This window comes from Enterobacter sp. MGH 33 (assembly GCF_000534535.1).
In the GTDB taxonomy this organism is placed as follows: domain Bacteria; phylum Pseudomonadota; class Gammaproteobacteria; order Enterobacterales; family Enterobacteriaceae; genus Enterobacter; species Enterobacter hormaechei_C.
The window spans coordinates 3329548-3352584 of the sequence record NZ_KI973212.1 but is presented as its reverse complement, the minus strand read 5'-3'; the positions used below and the strand labels follow the sequence as shown (position 1 = coordinate 3352584).

Here is a 23037-nt window from a genome sequence, read left to right as displayed (position 1 = left end):
GGTTTTCAGGCTTTATGGCACACTGCGCTTTTCGCACGGTCTGGCCGGGTGCTTCCCGCGGTTATTGATGAGAGAGAATAACAACATGAAATGGCTATGTTCTGTAGGTGTCGCCGTCAGCCTGGCGCTGCAACCTGCGCTGGCAGAGGATTTGTTTGGTAATCACCCGCTCACGCCCGAAGCCCGCGACGCCTTTGTCACGGATTTACTCAAAAAGATGACGGTCGATGAGAAAATCGGCCAGCTGCGCCTGATCAGCGTCGGTCCGGATAACCCGAAAGAAGCCATTCGCGAGATGATCAAAGACGGGCAGGTAGGGGCCATTTTTAACACCGTTACCCGCCAGGATATCCGCAAGATGCAGGATCAGGTGATGGAGCTGAGCCGCCTGAAAATTCCACTGTTCTTCGCTTATGACGTGGTGCACGGCCAGCGTACCGTCTTCCCGATTAGCCTCGGCTTAGCCTCCTCTTTTAATCTTGATGCGGTGAAAACCGTCGGGCGCGTTTCGGCATATGAAGCCGCAGACGACGGCCTGAATATGACCTGGGCGCCGATGGTTGACGTCTCCCGCGATCCGCGCTGGGGCCGCGCTTCGGAGGGCTTCGGTGAAGACACGTATTTAACCGCCACGATGGGCAAAACCATGGTGGAAGCGATGCAGGGCAAAAGCCCGGCAGATCGTTACTCGGTCATGACCAGCGTCAAGCACTTCGCCGCCTATGGCGCGGTGGAGGGCGGTAAAGAGTACAACACCGTCGACATGAGCCCACAGCGCCTGTTTAACGACTACATGCCGCCATACAAGGCAGGGCTGGACGCGGGGAGCGGCGCGGTGATGGTAGCGCTGAACTCTCTCAACGGCACGCCTGCCACCTCCGATTCGTGGCTGCTGAAAGACGTGTTGCGCGACCAGTGGGGCTTTAAGGGCATTACCGTCTCTGACCACGGCGCGATTAAAGAGCTGATTAAACACGGCACGGCGTCCGATCCGGAAGACGCGGTACGCGTGGCGCTCAAGTCCGGCATCAACATGAGCATGAGCGACGAGTACTACAGCAAATACCTGCCGGGGCTGGTGAAGAGCGGCAAAGTGACGATGGCAGAGCTGGACGACGCCGCTCGCCACGTGCTGAACGTGAAATATGACATGGGGCTGTTTAACGATCCTTACAGCCATCTGGGGCCGAAGGATTCAGACCCGGCGGACACTAACGCCGAAAGCCGTCTGCACCGTAAGGAAGCCCGGGAAGTAGCGCGCGAAAGCCTGGTGCTGCTGAAAAACCGTCTCGACACGCTGCCGCTGAAAAAATCCGGCACCATTGCCGTGGTTGGTCCGCTGGCCGACAGCAAGCGCGACGTCATGGGCAGCTGGTCCGCCGCAGGCGTGGCGGATCAGTCCGTTACCGTGCTGACCGGCATTAAGAGCGCCGTGGGTGATAATGCAAAAGTGGTTTACGCCAAAGGCGCGAACGTCACCAACGATAAAGACATCGTGACCTTCCTCAACCAGTACGAGGAAGCGGTGAAGGTGGATCCGCGCACGCCGAAAGAGATGATCGACGAAGCGGTGAACGCCGCGAAGCAGTCCGACGTGGTGGTCGCGGTGGTGGGTGAAGCGCAGGGGATGGCGCACGAAGCCTCCAGCCGTACCGACATTACCATCCCGCAAAGCCAGCGCGATCTGATCGCGGCCCTGAAAGCCACCGGCAAGCCGCTGGTGCTGGTGCTGATGAACGGGCGTCCGCTGGCGCTGGTGAAAGAAGACCAGCAGGCTGACGCCATTCTGGAAACCTGGTTCGCCGGTACCGAAGGCGGTAACGCCATTGCCGACGTGCTGTTTGGCGATTACAACCCGTCCGGCAAGCTGCCGATGTCCTTCCCGCGCTCCGTCGGGCAGATCCCGGTTTACTACAGCCACCTGAACACCGGTCGTCCGTATAACGCCGACAAGCCGAACAAGTACACGTCTCGTTATTTCGATGAGGCGAACGGCCCGCTGTATCCGTTTGGCTATGGCCTGAGCTACACCACCTTTAAGGTCTCTGACGTGAAAATGTCAGCGCCGACCCTGAAGCATGACGGCAAAGTGACCGCCAGCGTGGAGGTGACCAACAGCGGCAAACGCGAAGGCGCGACGGTGATCCAGATGTACATTCAGGATGTCACGGCCTCCATGAGCCGTCCGGTGAAACAGCTGCGCGGCTTCGAGAAGGTCAACCTGAAACCGGGCGAAACCAGAACGGTCAGCTTCCCGATTGACGTGAATGCGCTGAAGTTCTGGAATCAGCAGATGAAATACGATGCCGAGCCTGGCAAATTCAACGTCTTCATTGGCGTGGATTCCGCCCGCGTGAACAAAGCCGAATTCGAGCTGCAATAATCTTACCTTCCTCCCCATCCCCCGCCTGGCGGGGGATGCCTCTCATCTTGTACGAAAAACGGTTAAATTCGCTGTTTTAAGCTACGCTTTTGTCTCAAGCCTATGAAAAAGGCCACAAAATAATGAGGAAAGCAGAATGACGATTATTAAGGGGATAACAGGATCGGCGGTGCTTCTGGCGGCGCTAAGCCTGCCGCTACAGGCCGCAGAGCCGGTTAAGGTGGGTTCCAAAATTGATACCGAGGGCGCGTTGCTCGGCAATATCATTTTGCAGGTACTCGAAAGCCACGGCGTGAAAACGGTCAATAAAGTACAGCTTGGCACCACACCTGTCGTACGCGGTGCCATCACGTCCGGCGAGCTGGATATCTACCCGGAATACACCGGCAACGGGGCATTCTTCTTCAAGGATGAAAACGATCCGGCCTGGAAAAATGCCAAAGCCGGGTACGAAAAAGTCAAAAAGCTGGACGCGGAAAAAAATAAGCTGGTCTGGCTTACGCCGGCACCGGCCAACAACACCTGGACCATCGCGGTGCGTAAAGATATTGCCGAGAAAGGCAAGCTCACCTCGCTTGACGATCTCAGCCGCTACCTGAAAGAGAAGGGCGAGTTTAAGCTCGCGGCCTCGGCAGAGTTTATCGAACGCGCTGATGCCCTGCCAGCGTTTGAAAAAGCCTATGATTTCAAGCTCGATCAGTCCCAGTTGCTCTCGCTGGCGGGCGGCGACACGGCGGTGACCATTAAGGCGGCGGCGCAGCAAACCTCCGGCGTCAACGCGGCGATGGCCTACGGCACCGACGGCCCGGTCGCGGCGCTTGGTCTGCAAACCCTGACCGACCCGAAAGGCGTTCAGCCCATTTACGCCCCAACCCCGGTCGTGCGCGAGGCGGTGCTGAAAGCCTACCCGGATATTGCGGAATGGCTCAAACCGGTGTTTGAAAAACTGGATGCGAAAACGCTGCAACAGCTGAATGCCAGCATTGCCGTTGAGGGGCTGGATGCCAAAAAGGTGGCTGCCGACTTCCTGAAACAACAAGGGCTTGTGAAGTAACGGGACAAGGCTGTGCCAATAAAATGTTATAACCGCGTCCTGCTGCTGTTGGCCTGTGTGGCCATTGCGGCGGTCGCGTTACCCTTTGTAAATGTCGCGCCAAACCGTCTGGTGTCGGGCGAACCGCGCGCGCTCTGGCAGATCTGGTCATTTACGCCGCTACTGCTGGGCGCGGCGCTGGCGAGTACTGTAGCCTTAGCCTTCTGGCCAGGGCGAGCCGCCCTTTGGCTGACGCTTCTGCTCAGCGAAGCACTGTTTATCGTGCTGTTCTGGAGCGCGGGACAGGCGGCAACGCAGATGGCCTCGGTTGAAAGCCCGCTGGCGCGCACGTCGATTGGCAGCGGGCTGTGGCTGTGGCTGGCACTTTGTCTGCTGGTCTGTAGCGATGCCATTCGCCGTCTCACGCCGCTACCCGTCTGGCGCTGGCTGCTGAACGCGCAATTCTGGGTTATCCCTCTGCTGATCCTCTTCAGCGGCGATCTGAATCAACTCTCGCTGTTAAAAGAGTACGCCAACCGCCAGGAGGTGTTTGACAACGCGCTGGCGCAACATCTGACGATCCTGTTCGGGACGCTGATCCCGGCGCTGCTGCTGGGCGTGCCGCTGGGCATCGGGTGCTACCGGCATCCCAGCCGCCAGGGCGCCGTCTTTACCGTGCTCAACGTTATTCAGACCATCCCCTCCGTTGCCCTGTTTGGCCTGTTGATTGCCCCCCTGGCCGGTCTGGTGAAATCCTTCCCTGCGTTGGCCGCGGCAGGCATTGCCGGAACCGGGCTGACGCCTGCCCTTATCGCCCTTGTGCTGTATGCGCTGCTGCCGCTGGTGCGCGGCGTGGTGGTGGGGTTAAGCCAGGTTCCGCCTGACGTGCTGGAAAGCGCCCATGCGATGGGGATGAGTGCGCGCCAGTGTTTCTGGAAAATACAGCTGCCGCTTGCGCTTCCGCTGCTGGTTCGCAGCCTGCGGGTGGTGACGGTGCAAACCGTGGGGATGGCGGTGATTGCCGCGCTGATCGGGGCGGGCGGCTTTGGGGCACTGGTGTTCCAGGGGCTGCTGAGCAGCGCGCTGGATCTGGTGCTGCTGGGCGTTGTGCCCACGATTGCGCTGGCGGTCGTACTGGATGCATTGTTTGCCCTGTGGCTCGCGCTGCTCAGGAGAAGAGCCAATGATTGAATTTCATGATGTGAGTAAAACCTTTGCGGGCCGTCCGGCGGCAAGCCACCTCAATCTGCATTTTGCCGAGGGGGCGTTCTCGGTATTGATCGGGACGTCGGGGTCGGGAAAATCGACGACGCTGAAGATGATCAACCGGCTGGTGGAACATGACAGCGGGACGATTCGCTTTGCCGGAGAGGAGATCCGCAGCCTGCCGGTGCTGGAACTGCGGCGGCGTATGGGCTACGCCATTCAGTCCATCGGCCTGTTTCCCCACTGGACGGTGGCCCAGAACATTGCCACCGTGCTACAGCTGGAAAAATGGTCCCGGGGGAAGATCAATGAGCGTGTCGACGAGCTGATGGCGCTGCTGGGCCTGGACGCGTCGCTTCGCGACCGCTATCCGCACCAGCTTTCCGGCGGACAGCAGCAGCGGGTCGGGGTGGCGCGCGCGCTGGCCGCTAACCCGCAGGTGCTGCTGATGGATGAGCCCTTCGGCGCGCTGGATCCGGTCACCCGCGGCGCACTTCAGGCGGAGATGAGTCGCATCCACCGTATTCTAGGGCGCACCATCGTGCTGGTGACGCATGATATCGACGAAGCGCTGCGGCTGGCCGATCGTCTGATACTGATGGATCACGGCGAAGTCGTCCAGCAGGGTACGCCGCTTGAGCTGTTAACCTCGCCGGCGAATGATTTTGTGCGTGAATTTTTTGGCCGCAGCGAGCTGGGCGTCAGGCTGCTCTCGCTGCGCACCGTCAGGGACTATCTGCGTCCACACGATGCGCAAATCGGTGGTGAACCGCTGCACGATGGGATGAGCCTGCGCGATGCCCTGTCGGCGTTTGTCGCCCGGCAGTGCGAGGTGTTACCCGTTGCGGACGGGCAGGGGACGCCATGCGGGACGATCCATTTTCGCGATCTGCTGGCGGGGGAGGTGACGCGTGAAGTGGGTCCGTGATCCGTTACTCTGGCTGACAGGGCTGTTTATCGCCTTACTCTACCTGATGCCGCACAGCGCGGCGCTGTTTAATGCGCTTATTCCCGGGCTGCCGCGCCCGGTGTACCAGCAGGAGAGCTTTGTTAATCTCACCCTGGCGCACTTCTGGCTGGTGGCGGTGTCAAGCGTGATTGCCATCGTGCTGGGCACAGGCGCCGGGATTGCGGTGACGAGACCCGCGGGCAGGGAGTTTCGTCCGCTGGTGGAGACCATCGCCGCAACGGGGCAGACCTTCCCGCCGGTGGCCGTGCTGGCGATTGCCGTGCCGGCGATCGGTTTTGGGCAGGAGCCTGCCATCATTGCGCTGATTTTGTACGGCGTGTTGCCCATTCTGCAAGGGACGCTGGCGGGGATTGCGGCGGTGCCTGCATCGGTGCTGAGCGTAGCGGAAGGGATGGGGATGAGCGCCTGGCAGCGGCTGATGAAGGTCGAACTGCCGCTGGCCGCACCGGTGATTATCGCCGGCGTGCGAACGTCCGTGATTATCAACATTGGTACGGCAACCATCGCCTCGACGGTCGGAGCCAATACGCTGGGAACGCCGATCATTATCGGGTTAAGCGGGTTTAATACGGCTTACATTATTCAGGGGGCGGTTCTGGTTGCGCTGGCGGCGATTGTGGTGGATCGCCTGTTTGAACGCCTGGCCGGATACCTCAGCCAACACCGCCGCGAACAATAAATGAATAACCTGCAAGCATAACGCCACCGATACCGCTGATGGCCATCAGTGCAAAGAGGGTAATTACGGCCAGTTTCGTTGCCTTCATCATGTGCTCCTGTTGTTAACGGAACAATTATACGGTGAAGCGCAGCTGTTAATGAACCATTAAATGCCGTTACGACGCATTTGGCCCCAGCGAGTAAACGGGATAACCATGTTCGCGCCATTCCGTCAGGAGCTGCTGCTGGGAAGCGGAGGGGACTTCGCCGCACCAGACCAGCAGCGTCTGTCCCTCAAACAGTTCCGGCCTGAGCTGGGCCAGGGAGTGGGCAAGCACGTCAACGCGCCAGCCCTGCTGGGTGGCAATCCAGGCTTCGAGCCACAGCCGGGTGGTATCGTGTACGTTCCAGCCGATCACCAGCGCATCTTTGCTGTTTTTATTCCGCGCTGAGGCAAGACAGACGGAAATATAGTTAATCAGCACGCCATCAAGCATGCTGAGCAGTGCCTGTAAGGTGGTTTGCTGACACTGAAGCCGACGCCGTAGGGGAATAAAAAGATGGGTGATCAGGGTTTGCGCCGGGTAGTCTCGACCCTGTTCTTTGATCCAGCCGCGCAGACGCTGCAAATTGCCACTCTGCAACAGCCTCAGCAGCGTTTCCTGCTGCTCGCGCCAGAGATGCTGCGTATCAGGATCGTCCTGGCTCAGAAGCGATTTCACCTTGCCGACCTGTACGCCATTGTCGATCCAGCTTTTGATCTCGCGGATCCGGTCAATATCCGCATCGTTAAACAGGCGGTGCCCGCCGTCCGTTCTTTGCGGCTTAAGCAATCCATACCGTCGCTGCCACGCCCGTAGCGTAACGGGATTGATATCACACAGGAGTGCCACTTCACCTATTGTGTAAAGCGCCATTTTCGCCCCCAGGCTTGCGCGTCCCCAGCTTAACTGTAGACCCACTTTGCGGAACCAGGAAGATTTGATTCTTTTTTGTACAAATTATACGAAAGACAGGTTATCTCCGGCAAAAGGTGTGATGGCGGACACGATTTATCGCTTTTTTGGCACGTTTCAAAGAAAGTTAACCGCTATCAGTGTATGTTACGCGTTTTTAGAATGTGCGGTTTGTGAGTATGTACGAGTTTAATCTGGTGCTGCTGTTGCTTCAGCAGATGTGCGTGTTCCTTGTCATCGCCTGGTTGATGAGCAAAACGCGCCTGTTTATCCCGCTGATGCAGGTCACCGTCCGTCTGCCGCACAAATTCCTCTGCTACGTCGTATTTTCCATATTCTGCATTATGGGGACCTGGTTTGGTCTCCATATCGAAGATTCCATCGCCAATACGCGCGCCATCGGCGCGGTAATGGGCGGGCTGCTCGGAGGCCCGGTTGTCGGCGGTCTGGTGGGGTTAACCGGCGGCCTGCACCGCTATTCGATGGGCGGTATGACGGCGCTGAGCTGCATGATCTCCACCATCGTCGAAGGGCTGCTCGGTGGTCTCGTCCACAGCTATATGATTAAGCGCGGTCGCCCGGATAAAGTGTTCAGTCCCTTTACCGCAGGGGCGATTACCTTCGTGGCGGAAATGGCGCAGATGGCGATCATCCTGCTGATCGCGCGCCCGTTTGACGATGCGTTACATCTGGTCAGCAGCATTGCCGCACCGATGATGGTCACCAATACCGTAGGTGCGGCGCTGTTTATGCGCATTCTGCTCGACAAACGCGCCATGTTCGAAAAATACACCTCGGCATTTTCTGCCACCGCCTTAAAAGTTGCGGCGTCGACGGAAGGGATCCTGCGGCAGGGATTCAACGAGGAGAACAGTATGAAGGTGGCGCAGGTGCTGTATAAAGAGCTGGATATCGGAGCCGTGGCGATTACCGATCGCGAGAAGCTGCTGGCGTTTACCGGTACCGGCGACGACCACCATCTGCCGGGCAAACCGATCTCCTCGGCCTATACCCTGCGCGCTATTGAAACGGGTGAAGTGGTGTATGCCGACGGAAATGAAGTGCCGTACCGCTGTTCCCTGCATCCGCAGTGCAAACTCGGCTCTACGCTGGTCATTCCCCTGCGGGGTGAAAACCAGCGCGTCATGGGCACTATTAAGCTTTACGAAGCCAAAAACCGCCTGTTCAGCTCCATCAACCGCACGCTGGGGGAGGGGATCGCCCAGCTGCTTTCGGCGCAAATCCTGGCGGGGCAGTATGAACGGCAAAAAGCGCTGCTGACGCAGTCAGAAATTAAGCTCCTGCACGCTCAGGTGAACCCGCATTTCCTGTTTAACGCGCTCAACACGCTGAAGGCGGTGATCCGCCGCGACAGCGATCAGGCCGCGCAGCTGGTGCAATTTCTCTCGACCTTTTTCCGCAAAAATCTGAAGCGACCCTCGGAGATCGTCACCCTCGCGGACGAGATTGAGCATGTAAACGCCTATCTGCAAATTGAAAAAGCGCGCTTCCAGTCACGTTTACAGGTGTCGTTATCCGTCCCGGACGATCTGGCGTATCAGCATCTTCCGGCCTTTACCCTGCAACCGATTGTAGAAAATGCCATTAAGCATGGGACGTCGCAGCTGCTGGGAACTGGAGAGATTATGATTTCCGCTTCCCGTTTTAACCACCATCTGGTGCTGGATATTGAAGACAACGCGGGGCTGTATGAAGCTTCCGCGTCAGGCGGTCTGGGCATGAGCCTGGTGGATAAACGCCTGCGCGCGCATTTTGGTGACGACTGCGGTATCACCGTCGCCTGTGAGCCAGACCGCTATACCCGAATTACCTTACGATTGCCGCTGGAGGAGAACGCATGTTAAGAGTGCTGATTGTCGATGATGAGCCGTTAGCACGGGAAAACCTGCGTGTTCTGTTGCAGGAGCAGAGTGATATCGAGGTTGTGGGGGAATGTGCCAATGCGATTGAAGGCATCGGTGCGGTGCATAAACTGCGCCCGGACGTGCTGTTCCTCGATATTCAGATGCCGCGCATCAGCGGGCTGGAGATGGTCGGAATGCTCGACCCGGAGCACCGTCCCTATATCGTCTTTCTGACGGCCTTTGATGAGTACGCGGTAAAGGCGTTTGAAGAGCACGCATTTGATTATCTGCTGAAGCCGATTGAAGAGAAACGGCTTGAAAAGACCCTGACCCGCCTGCATCAGGAGCGTACCGTGCAGGACGTGACGCTGCTGCCGGAGCATCAGCAGCCCCTGAAGTTTATACCCTGTACCGGGCACAGCCGGATTTACCTCCTGCAAATGGACGACGTTGCCTTTGTCAGCAGCCGTCTGAGCGGGGTATACGTCACCAGCGCTGAAGGTAACGAAGGCTTTACCGAGCTGACCCTGCGCACGCTGGAGAGCCGCACGCCGCTAATCCGCTGCCATCGTCAGTATCTGGTGAACATGGCGCACCTGAAAGAGATCCGTCTGGAGGATAACGGCCAGGCCGAGCTGGTGTTACGTGCCGGGCAAACCGTTCCCGTCAGTCGTCGCTACCTGAAAAGTTTGAAAGAGGCGATAGGGCTGTAAAACTGGTACACTGCGCGCCATTGCATCATCGACATTCGAAGGCTCTATGCTAAGTAACGATATTCTTCGTAGCCTGCGCTACACCCTGAAAGCGAACAATAATGACATGGTGCGCATTCTTGCGCTCTCCGACATGGAATCCACGTCCGCCGGGTTCGACACCTGGATGACTAAAGAAGATGAAGAGAGTTTTGTTCGCTGCCCGGACATTATTCTGTCGGGCTTTCTGAATGGCCTCATCTACGACAAGCGCGGCAAAGATGAATCTGCGCCTGAGCTGGCGCTGGAGCGTCGGGTGAATAACAACACGGTGCTGAAAAAGCTGCGTATTGCTTTCTCCCTGAAAACTGACGACATTCTGGCGATCATGACCGAGCAGAAATTTCGCGTGTCGATGCCGGAAATCACCGCCATGATGCGCGCGCCGGATCATAAGAATTACCGCGAGTGTGGGGATCAGTTTCTGCGTTATTTCCTGCGTGGGTTGACGCAGCGGGTGCATAACCAGAAGGGGTGATTTTAGCCGGATGGCGGCTTCGCCTGACCCGGCCTACAAAACCCGTAGGCCCGTGCAAGCGTAGCGCCGCCGGGCAAAAAAAAAGCCGGATTCTCATCCGGCTTTTTTATTACTTCACCTGCTGACCCGGCTTCGCGCCTTCGTCAGGGCTTAACAGGAAGATATCTTTCCCGCCCGGGCCTGCGGCCATCACCATCCCCTCAGAGATGCCGAAGCGCATTTTGCGCGGCGCCAGGTTTGCCACCATCACGGTCTGACGACCGATCAGCACCTGCGGATCGGGATACGCGGAACGAATGCCGGAGAAGACGTTACGCTTCTCGCCGCCCAGATCCAGGGTCAGACGCAGCAGTTTGTCAGAACCTTCCACGAACTCCGCGTTTTCGATCAGCGCCACGCGCAGGTCGACTTTGGCGAAATCATCAAAGGTGATGGTCTCCTGAATCGGATCGTCCGCCAGCGGGCCGGTCACCGGTGCGGCGGCCGCTTTCACCTCTTCTTTGGATGCTTCCACCAGCGCGTCAACCTGCTTCATCTCGATGCGGTTATACAGCGCCTTGAAGGTGTTCACCTTGTGGCCGAGCAGCGGCTGCTGGATGGCATCCCAGGTCAGTTCGGTGTTCAGGAATGCTTCCGCGCGGGCTGCCAGCTGCGGCAGAACCGGCTTCAGCCAGGTCATCAGCACGCGGAACATGTTCAGACCCATGGTGCAGATCGCCTGCAAGTCGGCGTCGCGGCCTTCCTGTTTCGCCACCACCCACGGCGCCTGCTCGTCCACATAGCGGTTGGCCACGTCTGCCAGCGCCATGATTTCGCGAATGGCTTTACCGAATTCACGGCTTTCCCAGGCTTCGGCAACCGCAGCGGCGGCGTCGGTGAAGGTTTTATACAGCTCAGGATCGGCCAGTTCGGCAGAAAGCACGCCGTCAAAGCGTTTGGCGATAAAACCTGCGTTACGGGACGCCAGGTTCACCACCTTGTTGACGATGTCCGCGTTCACGCGCTGTACGAAATCTTCCAGATTCAGGTCGATATCGTCGATGCGGGAAGAGAGCTTCGCGGTGTAGTAGTAGCGCAGGCTGTCCGCGTCAAAGTGGTTTAGCCAGGTGCTGGCCTTAATAAACGTCCCGCGAGATTTAGACATCTTCGCGCCGTTCACCGTTACGTAGCCATGTACGAACAGGTTGGTCGGCTTGCGGAAGTTGCTGCCTTCCAGCATTGCTGGCCAGAACAGGCTGTGGAAGTAAACGATGTCTTTACCGATGAAGTGATACAGCTCGGCATCGGAATCTTTCTTCCAGTATTCGTCGAAGCTTACGGTGTCGCCGCGCTTGTCACACAGATTCTTGAACGACCCCATGTAGCCAATCGGCGCATCCAGCCAGACGTAAAAATATTTGCCCGGCGCGTTCGGGATTTCGAAGCCAAAGTAGGGCGCATCGCGGGAGATATCCCACTGTTGCAGCCCGGATTCGAACCACTCCTGCATTTTGTTCGCGACCTGCTCCTGCAACGCACCGCTGCGGGTCCACGCCTTCAGCATTTCGCTGAACGACGGCAGGTCGAAGAAGAAGTGCTCGGAGTCACGCATCACCGGCGTCGCGCCGGAGACCACGGACTTCGGTTCGATAAGCTCGGTCGGGCTGTAGGTTGCGCCGCACACTTCGCAGTTATCGCCGTACTGGTCCGGGGATTTACATTTCGGACAGGTGCCTTTGACGAAACGGTCCGGCAGGAACATGCCTTTTTCCGGATCGTACAGCTGAGAGATGGTGCGGTTTTTAATGAAACCGTTCTCTTTCAGACGGGAGTAGATCAGCTCTGACAGCTCGCGGTTTTCGTCGCTGTGCGTGGAGTGATAGTTGTCATAGCTGATGTCAAAGCCAGCAAAATCGGTCTGATGCTCCTGACTCATTTCGGCGATCATCTGTTCCGGGGAAATGCCCAGCTGCTGCGCTTTCAGCATGATCGGCGTGCCGTGGGCATCGTCCGCACAGATGAAGTTCACCTCGTGGCCGCGCATTCGCTGGTAACGGACCCAGACATCAGCCTGGATATGCTCCAGCATGTGGCCGAGGTGGATTGAGCCGTTGGCGTACGGCAGGGCGCACGTTACCAGAATTTTTTTCGCGACTTGAGTCATAGTAGGCATTACTTCTTTTAACTGTGAAAAGGGTTTTCGATATTACCAAAAGGGGCATTATTAAGTAAGCACAAACCGCGGCCTTTCAGGTAAACTTGTTTGTCTAAGGTCTTATTCACAAGAACAAAGGAGTCGGGATGAGTTCTCAATCCCAGGCCAAATCACCGGAAGCCTTACGAGCAATGGTCGCCGGGACGCTGGCTAATTTTCAGCATCCAACCCTGAAGCACAATCTCACGACGCTGAAAGCGCTTCATCACGTCGCATGGCTGGACGATACGCTGCACATTGAGCTACAGATGCCGTTCGTCTGGACCAGCGCCTTTGATGCCCTGAAAGAGCAAACCAGCTCTGAGCTGCTGCGCATTACCGGCGCAAAAGCAATTGACTGGAAGCTAAGCCACAGCATCGCCACGCTCAAGCGCGTGAAAAATCAGCCGGGCGTTAACGGCGTGAAGAACATCATCGCCGTCAGCTCGGGCAAGGGCGGGGTGGGTAAATCGTCGACCGCCGTGAACCTGGCGCTTGCGCTGGCGGCTGAAGGGGCGAAAGTCGGCATTCTGGATGCGGATATCTACGGCCCGTCCATTCCAAACATGCTGGGGGCGGAAAACCAGCGTCCAACCTCGCCGGACGGCACCCACATGGCGCCAATCGTGGCGCACGGTCTGGCGACCAACTCCATTGGTTACCTGGTCACGGACGATAACGCAATGGTCTGGCGTGGCCCGATGGCCAGCAAGGCGCTGCTGCAAATGTTGCAGGAGACAATGTGGCCTGACCTCGATTATCTGGTACTGGACATGCCGCCGGGCACCGGTGATATCCAGCTGACGCTGGCGCAGAACATTCCGGTTACCGGCGCCGTCGTGGTCACCACGCCGCAGGATATCGCGCTGATCGACGCCAAAAAAGGCGTCGTCATGTTCGAGAAGGTGGAGGTGCCGGTACTGGGTATCGTCGAGAACATGAGCATGCACATTTGCAGCAACTGCGGGCACCATGAGCCTATCTTTGGTACCGGTGGCGCCGAAAAGCTGGCGGCGCAATACCACACGCAACTGCTGGGGCAACTGCCGCTGCATATCACACTGCGTGAAGATCTGGATAGCGGTAAGCCGACGGTGGTCAGCCGTCCGGATAGCGAATTCACGGAAATCTATCGTCAGCTGGCGGGGCGCGTTGCGGCGCAGCTTTACTGGCAGGGCGAAGTCATTCCGGGTGAAATCGCCTTCCGCGCGGTGTAACGCCTCTGCGCGTTAGTGCCGGGTGGCGGCTTCGCCTTACCCGGCCTGGCTCGATTTTGTAGGTCAGGTAAGCGTAGCGCCACCTGACTTTACCCAAGCCGATAGTGCATCAAATAATACTCTCCGTCCGGAGAATCTCCCGTCGCCTCAATGTGCCAGCCGTGGCGCTGGTAAAACGCAACCGCCCGCTCATTCTTCACCAGACACTTGAGTGAACCCGTGCTGGTAAACGTCTTCTGCACGTGTTCAAGCAACACATGTCCGACGCCCAGGCTCTGATAGTTCGGATCGACAAACAGGTTGTGCAGAAAATTATCGTTCGTCGAGACTGAGGCAAAGCCAAGTCGGTGCCCATCCTGCTCCGCCACCCAAATCCCTTCGTCCAGGGTTGCCGCGTCAAAATCTTCAAGCTGCCACGCAGAACTGTCCAGCCACGGCCAGGCTTCACGTCGGGCGTGAAGGAAGAGCGTGCGCAGGAAAGGGCGATCGCTCTCCTGCCACGGACGGATTAGGATCGTATCAGCGGTGATAGAAAATATCTCCGTTATAGGCTTTGTAGATTTTGCCATCGGCATCGCCAATCAGAACATAATTCTCACCCATGTAGGTCCAGTGTGTGCCGGCATCGGGCGCGGGAAGGTTACGCAGCTGGTACTGTTTGATGGTGTACTCAGGCGTCTGATACTGCGCGGGCGCGGTGTCGCCGATTTTAAACTTCGTAAAATCGGCAATAAACTCTTGCTCTTCATAGGCCTTGATGCCGGAAGGCGCTGTCGATGTTTGCGGTGCAGCGTGCGCGGCCCCCGCCAGTGACAGTAATACACCCAGAAGCAACAATTTACGCTTAGCCATTTTTTCTCCAGTCATATCGTTACTGATACTTTTTGTGTGCAGATCCGCTAACGGATGGCAGACAGTTCATTTTAAGTATCCTCACAGGGTGAGTTTGCAAAAAATGTAACAAAAGTGCACGGTTTTGTGTAGTCGCAACCGTCATTAATTATTACTTCGACGAATAAATATGAGCTTATACAGATAACATAATTATTGGTTTATTAATTAATTCTGAAAAAACATTTTCAAGGCAAATTTACTAAGATTCAGGCATGCATTCAACAAATAGAACATTTAAGATTGCCTGAAACCCTCTTTCCGAATGCCTGATTAAGACAATGCAGGGCTGTAAAAGTCTGTCCAAAGGAATGTCGTGTGGTTTTATAAATACTCTTTGTGTTTCTGTTAATTCATTGAATAACAGCAACTTGTGCTTGAGTGAAATGTTACTGTTTTATCCTGTATACGATAATCACTACTATAAAAGATATTATGTAATAAATGAAAAACACAACAGTTGTATCGATATTATTTTTAATTATTACCCCCTTATCTGGCTGCGTATTTTACCCTGGCCAGCATCTCGATCTCGCTGGAAAAAAGATAATTGCCGCAGAAGATGCAAATGATCGTCTTGAGAAACGGATTGATGTTTATCCTCTTACGCCTTCGTTAATTGAAAAAATGCGACCATCGGTTTTGAAATCTCAGGCAAATCCTAATCTGGATGAACAGGTCAAAAACTGGGAATACCGTATCGGCGTTGGGGATATTCTAACCGTCACCGTCTGGGATCACCCTGAACTGACAACCCCGGCAGGGCAGTATCGTAGCGCCAGTGACACCGGTAACTGGGTCAATGCCGACGGCACGCTTTTCTATCCCTATGTCGGTAAATTGCCGGTGGCTGGCAAAACGGTCGCACGGGTACGCGAGGAGATCACGGCCCGGCTGAACAATGTTATTGAAAGCCCGCAGGTGGATGTCAGCGTCGCCTCTTTTCGCTCACAAAAAGCCTATGTGACGGGCGAGGTGGTGAAGTCAGGGCAGCAGGCTATTACCAATATCCCGTTAACGGTCATGGATGCCGTGAACGCCGCTGGGGGGCTCTCTGCCGACGCGGACTGGCGCAATGTCGTGCTGACGCATAATGGGAAGGACACGCGCCTCTCGCTATATGCGCTGATGCAGCATGGCGATCTCACGCAAAATAAGCTGCTCTATCCCGGCGATATTCTGTTTGTCCCCCGTAACGATGCGCTGAAAGTGTTCGTCATGGGCGAGGTCGTTAAACAGAGCACGCTGAAAATGGATCGCAGCGGCATGACCCTGGCGGAAGCGCTGGGCAATGCCGGTGGGCTGAACCAGAATATGGCCGATGCCACCGGAATTTTTGTCATTCGTTCGCTGCCGAAAAGCGAGCGTTCAGAAATAATTGCCAACCTCTACCAGCTCAATGCTCAGGACGCATCAGCCATGGTGTTAGGCACCGAGTTTCAGCTTGAGCCCTATGACATTGTCTATGTCACCACTGCACCACTGTCCCGCTGGAATCGCGTGATATCACAGCTTGTTCCGACCATCAGCGGGGTGCATGACCTTACCGAAACGGTTCGTTACATCAGATCGTGGCCGCAATAATGTTCAAATCAATACTCGTGGTTTGCACCGGAAATGTCTGCCGTTCTCCGATTGGGGAGCGGCTTTTGCGCCAGCACCTGCCCGACAGATATATCGCCTCGGCGGGCATATTCGGGCTTGAAGGGTGCCCGGCGGATGACAGCGCCCAGGACGTAGCCTGGCGGCATGGGATTTCCCTCGACGGTCATGTGGCGCGCAGGCTGACACGCAATTTGATGCAGGGATCCGATCTTATCCTGGTTATGGAGCCGGAACATCTTCGCTTCATTGCGGCCATGGCGCCGGAGATTCGAGGAAAGTCGCTGCTTTTTGGGCAATGGCTGGAGCCGCAGGAGATCCCCGATCCCTACCGTCAAAGCCGGGAAGCGTTTGAATATGTGTTTGGGCTATTGGGTAAAGCCAGTCAGGAATGGGCACGTCGTTTAGGTCAGAAAGGAATGAAGCATTAATGTCGTCTTACACAACAGACAATTATGGTGCAGCGGCACCCCAACAACATGAAGTCGATCTCGTTCGTTTGCTCGTCGAGATGATCGACCACCGCACGATGATTCTGTGCGTGACGTTCCTGTTCATCCTGTGCGCCGGTCTCTATGCCTGGATTGCGCCACCTGTTTATCAGGCGGATGCCATGGTGCAAATTGAAAACAAACACGATAACAACCTGCTCAAAGGTTTGAGCCAGCTGGGCACCGATGTGTCGCCGGATGTTGCCCCTGAAATTTTACTGCTGAAATCCCGCATGATCCTCGGCGAGACCGTTGACAAATTAGCTCTGACACAGCAGGCAAAGCAGCGCGTTTTGCCTGTGGTGGGGCGTCTCTGGCAGCGTCTGCAAGGGCGTGAGCAGGGCAAAATCACGTTAGGCGAACTCCAGATCCCGCAGGTGGAAGGCAAAGCGCAAGAGCTCACGCTGACCGTACAGGAAGCGGGAAAATATCACCTGACGGGCGAAAACATTGAGGCCGACGGCCAGGTTGGGAAAACGCTGGTTACGCAAGGGATCGTTCTGCTGGTGACGTCGATTGAGGCGATGCCAGGCACGCAATTTTCGCTTAAGTCGTTGACGCGGCTTGAGACGATCAACGCGCTGAAGAAGCGTCTCACGGTTGCGGAATCGGAGAAACAGAGCGGTATCGTGACCTTAACCCTGACGGGCGAAGATCCTGACAGCATCGCCCGGGTGCTGAATGCAATTGCTGAAAATTATCTCCAGCAAAATATCGCGCGCCAGGAGGCTCAGGATTCTCGTAGTCTGGATTTTTTACAGGCGCAGTTGCCGAAAATCAGCGCGGACCTTGATCAGGCAGAAGCGCGACTGAATGCCTACCGGGCGCAGCGAGACTCGGTGGACCTGTCTCTGGAGGCAAAATCTGTCCTGGATCAGGTTGTTAACGTTGAGAATCAGCTAAATGAGCTGACGTTCCGGGAGGCAGAGATCTCCCAGCTCTTTAAAAAAAGTCACCCTACCTATCGTGCATTGCATGAAAAGAGACAGACCCTTGAGCGGGAACGGGAGCGTCTCAATAACCGTGTGTCAGCTATGCCCTCCACGCAGCAGGAGATTTTACGCCTGAGCCGTGATGTTGAGTCGGGTCGCACGATTTATTTACAGCTATTGACGCGCCAGCAGGAGCTGAATATTTCCCGCTCCAGCGCTGTCGGGAACGTGAGGATCATTGATGAGGCTGTTACGCTGCCGGACCCGATAAAGCCGCGTAAAGCGTTAATCATCGTTCTTGGCGCGCTGTTCGGGCTAATGCTCTCAATGGGGACCGTGCTGGTACGTCAGGCGTTCAAACGTGGGATCACGCTTTCCGAACAGCTGGAAGCGCAGGGGATGCCGGTTCTGGCTACGTTGCCACGTTCACAGTGGCTGTGGAGTAAAACGCAGTTGCGCAGAAAAAATCCGTTTTCTCGTCGCTGGAAACACAAAACCTCGGATGTGCCTTTCCTGCCCGTCGATCGCCCTGCTGATATGTTTGTTGAAGCAGTACGCGGGCTGCGGACCAGTCTGCATTTCACCATGATGGAGGCTGAGAACCGCATTGTGATGATTTCTGGCCCCACGCAGGACTGCGGAAAAACGCTGGTGGCGACGAATCTGGCGGCCATCGCCGGGCAGAGCGGTCAGCGGGTGCTGTTTATTGATGCGGATATGCGCCAGGGCTATGTTCATAATATTTTTGGTCTGGAGAACCGCCACGGATTGTCCTGCCTGCTCGAAGGGAAACGCGACTTAGCGGAGGTCATTCAGCATGCTGAAAAAGGGGGAATTGACGTCATCACCTGCGGCCCGGAACCCCTGCGCCCGTTAGAATTGCTGTTAAGCGAACGATTCCTTTCCGTCATGTCCTGGGTTAACGAGCAATATGACATCGTCATCATTGATACACCGCCGGTCCTGGCCGTCACCGATGCCGCGCTGGTCGCCAGAGCAGCCGGAACAACGCTAATGGTTGCCCGTTTCGATAAAACCAGCGTGAAAGAGATGGAGAATACCGTTAAACGGTTACAGCACGTTGGCGTGAAGGTCAGCGGCACAATCCTCAACGATATTATTAAATCCGCAGCGCTGTATTACAGCTCGGGGTGCAGCCAGTATGAATACGGTTATGCTTCGAGGAAAAAAGGGGAAAGGCGTTAGCGCGGGAAAAACAATCCCTCTCCCGGGTGGGAGAGGGGTAAGCATTACTTCGCCATCACTTCCTGCGCGGTACGCTCAACCAGAGACAGCAGGATTTTTACGTCCTCCAGCGTCACGGTTGGGTTCAGCAGGGTCAGCTTCAGGCAGGTGATACCGTTATGCTCGGTCACACCGACGTTTGCACGACCAGACTCCAGCAGCGCATCGCCAATTTTCTGGTTCAGCAGGGCAATACCGGCGTCATCCATCTGCGCCTGCGGACGGAATCGGAACAGCACGCTTGCCAGCTGGGGTTGCATCACCAGTTCCAGAGCAGACTGCTCTTTCACGTAAGCCGCAACCTGCTGTGCCAGCGTCACGCCGTGATCGATGATTGCCGCGTATTGCTCCTGACCCAGCGCTTCCAGGCTCATCCACAGTTTCAGCGCGTCGAAACGGCGCGTGGTTTGCAGAGATTTGGAGACCAGGTTAGGTACACCCGCTTCTTCATCGAACTCAGAGTTCAGATAGGCCGCCTGATAGCGCATCAGTTCATAGTGACGCGCTTCTTTCAGCAGGAACGCACCGCAGCTGATGGTCTGGAAGAACTGCTTGTGGAAGTCCAGGGTGACGGAATCCACCAGCTCGATACCGTCCAGGTAGTGACGATACTGCTCAGACATCAGCAGCGCGCCGCCCCAGGCCGCATCAACGTGCACCCAGATATTCTGTTTCGCAGCCAGCTCAGCAATAGCACGCAGCGGATCGATAGCACCCGCATCGGTCGTACCGGCCGTGGCCACAATCGCCAGGATCTGCTCGCCGTTCGCGTTGCACTGTTCGATTTTCGCCGCCAGATCGGTGAGATCCATGCGGGAGAATTCGTCAGTTTTCACCTGCACCACGGACTGGTAGCCCAGACCCATCAGCGCCATGTTTTTCTGCACGGAGAAGTGGGCATTTTCCGAACACAGCACGCGGATCTTACGCAGATCGCCTGTCAGACCGTCCTGCTGAACCGAGTGGCCCTGACGCGCAAAGAACGCGTCACGCGCCAGCATCAGCCCCATCAGGTTACTCTGGGTGCCGCCGCTGGTGAAGACGCCTGCGTCGCCAGCCTGATAACCCACGCGGGTACGCAGCCATTCGATCAGTTTGATCTCAATGATGGTTGCGGACGGGCTTTGATCCCAGGAGTCCATACTCTGGTTAGTGGCGTTGATCAGCACTTCCGCCGCCTGGCTAACCACCAGGCTTGGGCAGTGCAGGTGCGCCACGCACTGCGGGTGATGAACGGACAAACTGTCTTTCAGGAAGAACTCCACGGCGCGTTCGATCGCCGCTTCGTTGCCCAGCCCTTTCGGGTTGAAATCCAGCTTAATACGGTCGCGCAGCTCCGCGACCGTTTTGCCCTGGTACATCTCAGGCTGTTTCAGCCACTGCATCACAGCCTGAGTGCTTTGTTCAATCGCCTGCTGGTAAGCTTCAATGCTCTGCGCAGAGGAGAACAAAATTGGGTTTGAATCAGACATCGTATTCAACAACTCCGGTTACGCCGGGCTAACGCCCGCAGCAAGCAGTGCCTGCTCGAATTTATCCAGGAAGACTTTCAGCTCGTCATCGCTGATCAGCAGAGAAGGCAGCAGACGCAGAACGATACCGTTACGGCCGCCACGCTCCAGAATCAGGCCGGCTTCGAAGCATTTCTTCTGGATCAGTGCAGACAGCTCGCCATCGCCCGGGAAGCAACCCATGTGATCGGCGGCTTCATGTGGCTTAACGATTTCAATACCGATCATCATGCCCAGACCGCGAACGTGGCCGATCACCGGATAGCGTTTCGCCATCTCTTTCAGCTGGCCTTTCAGCCATTCGCCCTGTGCAGCTACTTTGCCCGCGATGTTCTGGTCTTTCAGGATCTTCAGCGTGGTCAGACCGGTAGCCATCGCCAGCTGGTTGCCGCGGAAAGTACCGGTATGGTGACCTGGCGCCCATGCATCGAACTGCTTTTTGATACCGAGCACGGCCAGCGGCAGACCGCCACCGACTGCTTTAGACATCACGATGATGTCTGGCTCAATGCCAGCGTGTTCGAAGGCAAAGAATTTACCGGTACGGGCAAAGCCAGCCTGGACTTCGTCGAGGATCAGCAGGATACCGTGTTCCTGAGTGACTTTACGGATGCGCTGCAACCACTCAACAGGCGCCGGGTTCACGCCACCTTCACCCTGAACGGCTTCGAGGATCACCGCGGCAGGTTTACGCACGCCGCTTTCGACGTCGTTAATCAGATTTTCGAAGTAGTAGGTCAGCGCCTTCACGCCCGCTTCACCACCGATACCCAGTGGGCAACGGTACTCGTGTGGGTAAGGCATGAACTGGACTTCTGGCATCATACCGTCAACCGCTTCTTTCGGAGACAGGTTGCCGGTGACGGACAGTGCGCCGTGGGTCATACCGTGGTAACCACCAGAGAAACTGATGATACCGCTACGACCGGTCACTTTTTTCGCCAGCTTCAGCGCCGCTTCAACGGCGTCAGCCCCGGACGGGCCAGTGAATTGCAGGCAGTACTCTTTGCCCTGACCAGGCAACAGAGAGAGCAGGTATTCTGAAAACGCGTCTTTCAACGGCGTGGTCAGATCCAGGGTATGTAACGGCAAGCCGCTGGTAATGACATTTTGGATGCTTTTCAGCACATCAGGATGATTGTGTCCAAGCGCGAGGGTGCCTGCGCCTGCTAAACAGTCAAGGTATTCTTTATTATCTGCATCGGTGATCCACACGCCTTCTGCTTTCGTAATCGCTAAAGGCAATTTGCGCGGATAACTCCTGACGTTAGATTCAAATTCGGCCTGACGGGCCAGATAGGTTTCGTTGCTTTTGTGGGCATCTACGGTGTCAATACGGACTTTATCCGTCATCATATCACTCCTACAACCGCCGCTTCGTTATGAGCAACGATTGAATAAAAAGTTAAAAAACAGATGGGGCCTGAAAAAAACGCCGCCAATATAGAGCCTTTTGTCACCGGGCTCAATGGTTAATTTGCTTACTGTTTTGTGACACAGGGCACAGGGCAGGGAAGAACGCCGTTTGTATGGGGGAGATTGCACTTTATGCTAAATAAAAACAGTAGCTTACGTATGATTTATCCGCATTGTAAAATCAGACAAAAGAGTGTGACAAATCGTGCGATTGTCAGGTGAAAAGGAGGCAGTGAGCCTCCTTACGCTGTTTATTTCTGGCTAACGCGTAAAATACCGTGTTCGCGTCCCTTCGTTTTATTCCACGACGCGTCCGTAATACCGTTTTCATCCAGGCTTAGCGATATCACAAAACCATTACCACGGATCTCATAGAAATTCGCATTCAGGCGTTTAACGCTGGCTTTCTTGCCGTTAACGGTGGCGCTAAAAAAGCCGTTAGAAAGCGTGGCGTTAACCGTGTCCGACGAGAACGAGGCTTCACGCAGGGGATCGTGAATGGATGTCGCTGGTTCGTGTTGTGCCGCGTTTTCCGCTTTGGTTTTGCTGATATCACAAGAGCCATCGCCAGCGCTCATTTGCGTGCATCCCGAACGCTCTAATTGAGCGCGATAATGGGCGTTTATGGCGTGCGCAGGCGAGACACAACCTGCAAGCACCGCAGTACCTATAACGAACATCATTACTTTTTTCATTTTACCGCCTTAAAAACGACACAAATACCAGGAGACATACATCACGCCGATCCAGATCCCGACCGAAATCAGCATCAGATACAGGGCTACCGAAATAAAAATATATTTAGACATCTTTTTGTATCAACGAAATGCTCATCCGCTAAAATGAGGCTTTATATTTGTCCCGATGATTGTTTTACGCTTTAAAAGCCCATTCCAATCCCAACCGAAGCGCCCATATTATTCGCGGTATCATCTGAGAAGCTCACTTTCGCGATGACATGGGAATTAAAGTTAACGGATGCACCGACAGCAAGCGCGCTCTCGCCGTTGTAAGTCGCGCCGCCAGCAGAGAACATGACGCGTTGATTGGTTTGCACTTGCGGCAAACCCGCCATCGCCCCTGAAATACCGGCATTGGCCTGCTTCTTATTATTGTCCACTTCATCACGCAGAGATTTAAATTGCTGGCTGGTGTTAGTATTCATTGCCAGTAATGTCTGCCTGGTGGCTTGCAGATCCTGCGTGGCGGCGGTAACAGCCAGGCTATTTTTAGCGACCTTCGCCTGGGTAGCCGTA

General features: G+C 55.8%; 21 protein-coding genes. 12 read left to right on the top strand and 9 right to left on the bottom strand.

What is annotated here, in order from left to right; all coding sequences use genetic code 11:
- The first annotated feature begins 85 nt into the window (after positions 1-85).
- From bglX to L379_RS08440, 5 genes are all read left to right on the top strand, one after another.
- Positions 86-2383, top strand: a complete 2298-nt coding sequence (bglX, locus tag L379_RS08420) for a beta-glucosidase BglX (RefSeq protein ID WP_032654276.1) — start codon at positions 86-88, stop codon at positions 2381-2383.
- 136 nt (positions 2384-2519) lie between these two features.
- On the top strand, positions 2520-3437 hold the full coding sequence (locus L379_RS08425) for a glycine betaine ABC transporter substrate-binding protein OsmF (protein WP_015572333.1): 918 nt from the start codon (positions 2520-2522) through the stop codon (positions 3435-3437).
- A 12-nt stretch (positions 3438-3449) separates the two neighbouring features.
- On the top strand, positions 3450-4607 hold the full coding sequence (locus L379_RS08430) for an ABC transporter permease (RefSeq protein ID WP_032654273.1): 1158 nt from the start codon (positions 3450-3452) through the stop codon (positions 4605-4607).
- Positions 4600-5550, top strand: a complete 951-nt coding sequence (locus tag L379_RS08435; protein ID WP_032654271.1) for an ABC transporter ATP-binding protein — start codon at positions 4600-4602, stop codon at positions 5548-5550. Before L379_RS08430 ends, L379_RS08435 begins: the two co-directional genes overlap by 8 nt.
- On the top strand, positions 5534-6271 hold the full coding sequence (locus L379_RS08440) for an ABC transporter permease (protein WP_032654268.1): 738 nt from the start codon (positions 5534-5536) through the stop codon (positions 6269-6271). Before L379_RS08435 ends, L379_RS08440 begins: the two co-directional genes overlap by 17 nt.
- On the opposite strand, the gene L379_RS25155 is transcribed toward L379_RS08440, so the two are convergent.
- Both L379_RS25155 and mlrA read right to left on the bottom strand, forming a co-directional pair.
- The gene (locus tag L379_RS25155; RefSeq protein ID WP_017383372.1) at positions 6246-6359 is read right to left on the bottom strand and encodes a protein YohO; all 114 of its coding nucleotides are present in this window, start codon (positions 6357-6359) and stop codon (positions 6246-6248) included. The two genes, L379_RS08440 and L379_RS25155, sit on opposite strands and share 26 nt — an antisense overlap.
- A gap of 69 nt (positions 6360-6428) precedes the next feature.
- Entirely contained in the window at positions 6429-7169 is a 741-nt protein-coding gene (gene mlrA / locus L379_RS08445; protein WP_003859273.1) for an HTH-type transcriptional regulator MlrA, read from the bottom strand.
- Between the two features lie 218 nt (positions 7170-7387).
- Between mlrA and L379_RS08450 the strand changes: the two genes are divergently transcribed.
- The 3 genes from L379_RS08450 to L379_RS08460 are packed head-to-tail and all read left to right on the top strand — an operon-like array spanning position 7388 to position 10303.
- Positions 7388-9073 (top strand): sensor histidine kinase, encoded by a 1686-nt coding sequence (locus tag L379_RS08450; protein ID WP_032654264.1) that lies wholly within the window; start codon positions 7388-7390, stop codon positions 9071-9073.
- Complete coding sequence (btsR, locus tag L379_RS08455; RefSeq protein ID WP_015572336.1) at positions 9067-9786, top strand: two-component system response regulator BtsR; 720 nt, start codon at positions 9067-9069, stop codon at positions 9784-9786. Before L379_RS08450 ends, btsR begins: the two co-directional genes overlap by 7 nt.
- Before the next feature lie 46 nt (positions 9787-9832).
- On the top strand, positions 9833-10303 hold the full coding sequence (locus L379_RS08460) for a YehS family protein (protein WP_032654261.1): 471 nt from the start codon (positions 9833-9835) through the stop codon (positions 10301-10303).
- A gap of 109 nt (positions 10304-10412) precedes the next feature.
- On the opposite strand, the gene metG is transcribed toward L379_RS08460, so the two are convergent.
- Positions 10413-12446, bottom strand: coding sequence for a methionine--tRNA ligase (gene metG, locus L379_RS08465; protein WP_023295047.1), 2034 nt, complete (start codon positions 12444-12446; stop codon positions 10413-10415).
- Positions 12447-12583: 137 nt separating this feature from the next.
- Between metG and apbC the strand changes: the two genes are divergently transcribed.
- On the top strand, positions 12584-13693 hold the full coding sequence (gene apbC / locus L379_RS08470; RefSeq protein ID WP_032654258.1) for an iron-sulfur cluster carrier protein ApbC: 1110 nt from the start codon (positions 12584-12586) through the stop codon (positions 13691-13693).
- An 89-nt stretch (positions 13694-13782) separates the two neighbouring features.
- On the opposite strand, the gene L379_RS08475 is transcribed toward apbC, so the two are convergent.
- The gene (locus L379_RS08475; protein ID WP_032654255.1) at positions 13783-14262 is read right to left on the bottom strand and encodes a GNAT family N-acetyltransferase; all 480 of its coding nucleotides are present in this window, start codon (positions 14260-14262) and stop codon (positions 13783-13785) included.
- The gene (locus L379_RS08480) at positions 14213-14545 is read right to left on the bottom strand and encodes an RcnB family protein (RefSeq protein WP_017383366.1); all 333 of its coding nucleotides are present in this window, start codon (positions 14543-14545) and stop codon (positions 14213-14215) included. The genes L379_RS08475 and L379_RS08480 overlap by 50 nt, the downstream gene beginning before the upstream one ends.
- Before the next feature lie 483 nt (positions 14546-15028).
- On the opposite strand from L379_RS08480, the gene L379_RS08485 reads away from it, so the two are divergent.
- Genes L379_RS08485 through L379_RS08495 form a run of 3 tightly spaced genes read left to right on the top strand, consistent with a single transcriptional unit; the run spans position 15029 to position 18815 of the window.
- Positions 15029-16168 (top strand): polysaccharide export protein, encoded by a 1140-nt coding sequence (locus L379_RS08485; RefSeq protein WP_032654252.1) that lies wholly within the window; start codon positions 15029-15031, stop codon positions 16166-16168.
- Entirely contained in the window at positions 16168-16617 is a 450-nt protein-coding gene (locus L379_RS08490) for an arsenate reductase/protein-tyrosine-phosphatase family protein (protein ID WP_017383364.1), read from the top strand. Before L379_RS08485 ends, L379_RS08490 begins: the two co-directional genes overlap by 1 nt.
- Positions 16617-18815, top strand: a complete 2199-nt coding sequence (locus tag L379_RS08495; RefSeq protein WP_032654247.1) for a polysaccharide biosynthesis tyrosine autokinase — start codon at positions 16617-16619, stop codon at positions 18813-18815. Before L379_RS08490 ends, L379_RS08495 begins: the two co-directional genes overlap by 1 nt.
- Positions 18816-18859: 44 nt before the next feature.
- Here the strand turns inward: L379_RS08495 and L379_RS08500 are convergent, their stop codons facing one another.
- The 4 genes from L379_RS08500 to L379_RS08515 form a co-directional block, all read right to left on the bottom strand.
- Positions 18860-20326, bottom strand: a complete 1467-nt coding sequence (locus L379_RS08500; RefSeq protein WP_023304100.1) for a pyridoxal phosphate-dependent decarboxylase family protein — start codon at positions 20324-20326, stop codon at positions 18860-18862.
- A gap of 18 nt (positions 20327-20344) precedes the next feature.
- On the bottom strand, positions 20345-21721 hold the full coding sequence (locus L379_RS08505; protein WP_015572345.1) for a diaminobutyrate--2-oxoglutarate transaminase: 1377 nt from the start codon (positions 21719-21721) through the stop codon (positions 20345-20347).
- 311 nt (positions 21722-22032) lie between these two features.
- Entirely contained in the window at positions 22033-22476 is a 444-nt protein-coding gene (locus L379_RS08510) for a hypothetical protein (protein ID WP_032654244.1), read from the bottom strand.
- Between the two features lie 185 nt (positions 22477-22661).
- The gene (locus tag L379_RS08515) at positions 22662-22946 is read right to left on the bottom strand and encodes a YadA C-terminal domain-containing protein (RefSeq protein WP_032654241.1); all 285 of its coding nucleotides are present in this window, start codon (positions 22944-22946) and stop codon (positions 22662-22664) included.
- Between the last annotated feature and the right edge of the window lie 91 nt (positions 22947-23037).

Bases quoted from the DNA above. Each gene is read 5' to 3' on its own strand.
- L379_RS08500 (WP_023304100.1), bottom strand. From the start codon at position 20,326: ATGTCTGATTCAAACCCAATTTTGTTCTCCTCTGCGCAGAGCATTGAA.
- apbC (WP_032654258.1), top strand. From the start codon at position 12,584: ATGAGTTCTCAATCCCAGGCCAAATCACCGGAAGCCTTACGAGCAATG.
- L379_RS08475 (WP_032654255.1), bottom strand. From the start codon at position 14,262: ATGGCAAAATCTACAAAGCCTATAACGGAGATATTTTCTATCACCGCT.
- L379_RS08495 (WP_032654247.1), top strand. From the start codon at position 16,617: ATGTCGTCTTACACAACAGACAATTATGGTGCAGCGGCACCCCAACAA.
- L379_RS08460 (WP_032654261.1), top strand. From the start codon at position 9,833: ATGCTAAGTAACGATATTCTTCGTAGCCTGCGCTACACCCTGAAAGCG.
- L379_RS08510 (WP_032654244.1), bottom strand. From the start codon at position 22,476: ATGAAAAAAGTAATGATGTTCGTTATAGGTACTGCGGTGCTTGCAGGT.
- L379_RS08480 (WP_017383366.1), bottom strand. From the start codon at position 14,545: ATGGCTAAGCGTAAATTGTTGCTTCTGGGTGTATTACTGTCACTGGCG.
- L379_RS25155 (WP_017383372.1), bottom strand. From the start codon at position 6,359: ATGAAGGCAACGAAACTGGCCGTAATTACCCTCTTTGCACTGATGGCC.
- L379_RS08485 (WP_032654252.1), top strand. From the start codon at position 15,029: ATGAAAAACACAACAGTTGTATCGATATTATTTTTAATTATTACCCCC.
- L379_RS08435 (WP_032654271.1), top strand. From the start codon at position 4,600: ATGATTGAATTTCATGATGTGAGTAAAACCTTTGCGGGCCGTCCGGCG.
- L379_RS08515 (WP_032654241.1), bottom strand. From the start codon at position 22,946: ATGAATACTAACACCAGCCAGCAATTTAAATCTCTGCGTGATGAAGTG.
- mlrA (WP_003859273.1), bottom strand. From the start codon at position 7,169: ATGGCGCTTTACACAATAGGTGAAGTGGCACTCCTGTGTGATATCAAT.
- L379_RS08425 (WP_015572333.1), top strand. From the start codon at position 2,520: ATGACGATTATTAAGGGGATAACAGGATCGGCGGTGCTTCTGGCGGCG.
- L379_RS08490 (WP_017383364.1), top strand. From the start codon at position 16,168: ATGTTCAAATCAATACTCGTGGTTTGCACCGGAAATGTCTGCCGTTCT.
- L379_RS08505 (WP_015572345.1), bottom strand. From the start codon at position 21,721: ATGATGACGGATAAAGTCCGTATTGACACCGTAGATGCCCACAAAAGC.
- btsR (WP_015572336.1), top strand. From the start codon at position 9,067: ATGTTAAGAGTGCTGATTGTCGATGATGAGCCGTTAGCACGGGAAAAC.
- metG (WP_023295047.1), bottom strand. From the start codon at position 12,446: ATGACTCAAGTCGCGAAAAAAATTCTGGTAACGTGCGCCCTGCCGTAC.
- L379_RS08450 (WP_032654264.1), top strand. From the start codon at position 7,388: ATGTACGAGTTTAATCTGGTGCTGCTGTTGCTTCAGCAGATGTGCGTG.
- bglX (WP_032654276.1), top strand. From the start codon at position 86: ATGAAATGGCTATGTTCTGTAGGTGTCGCCGTCAGCCTGGCGCTGCAA.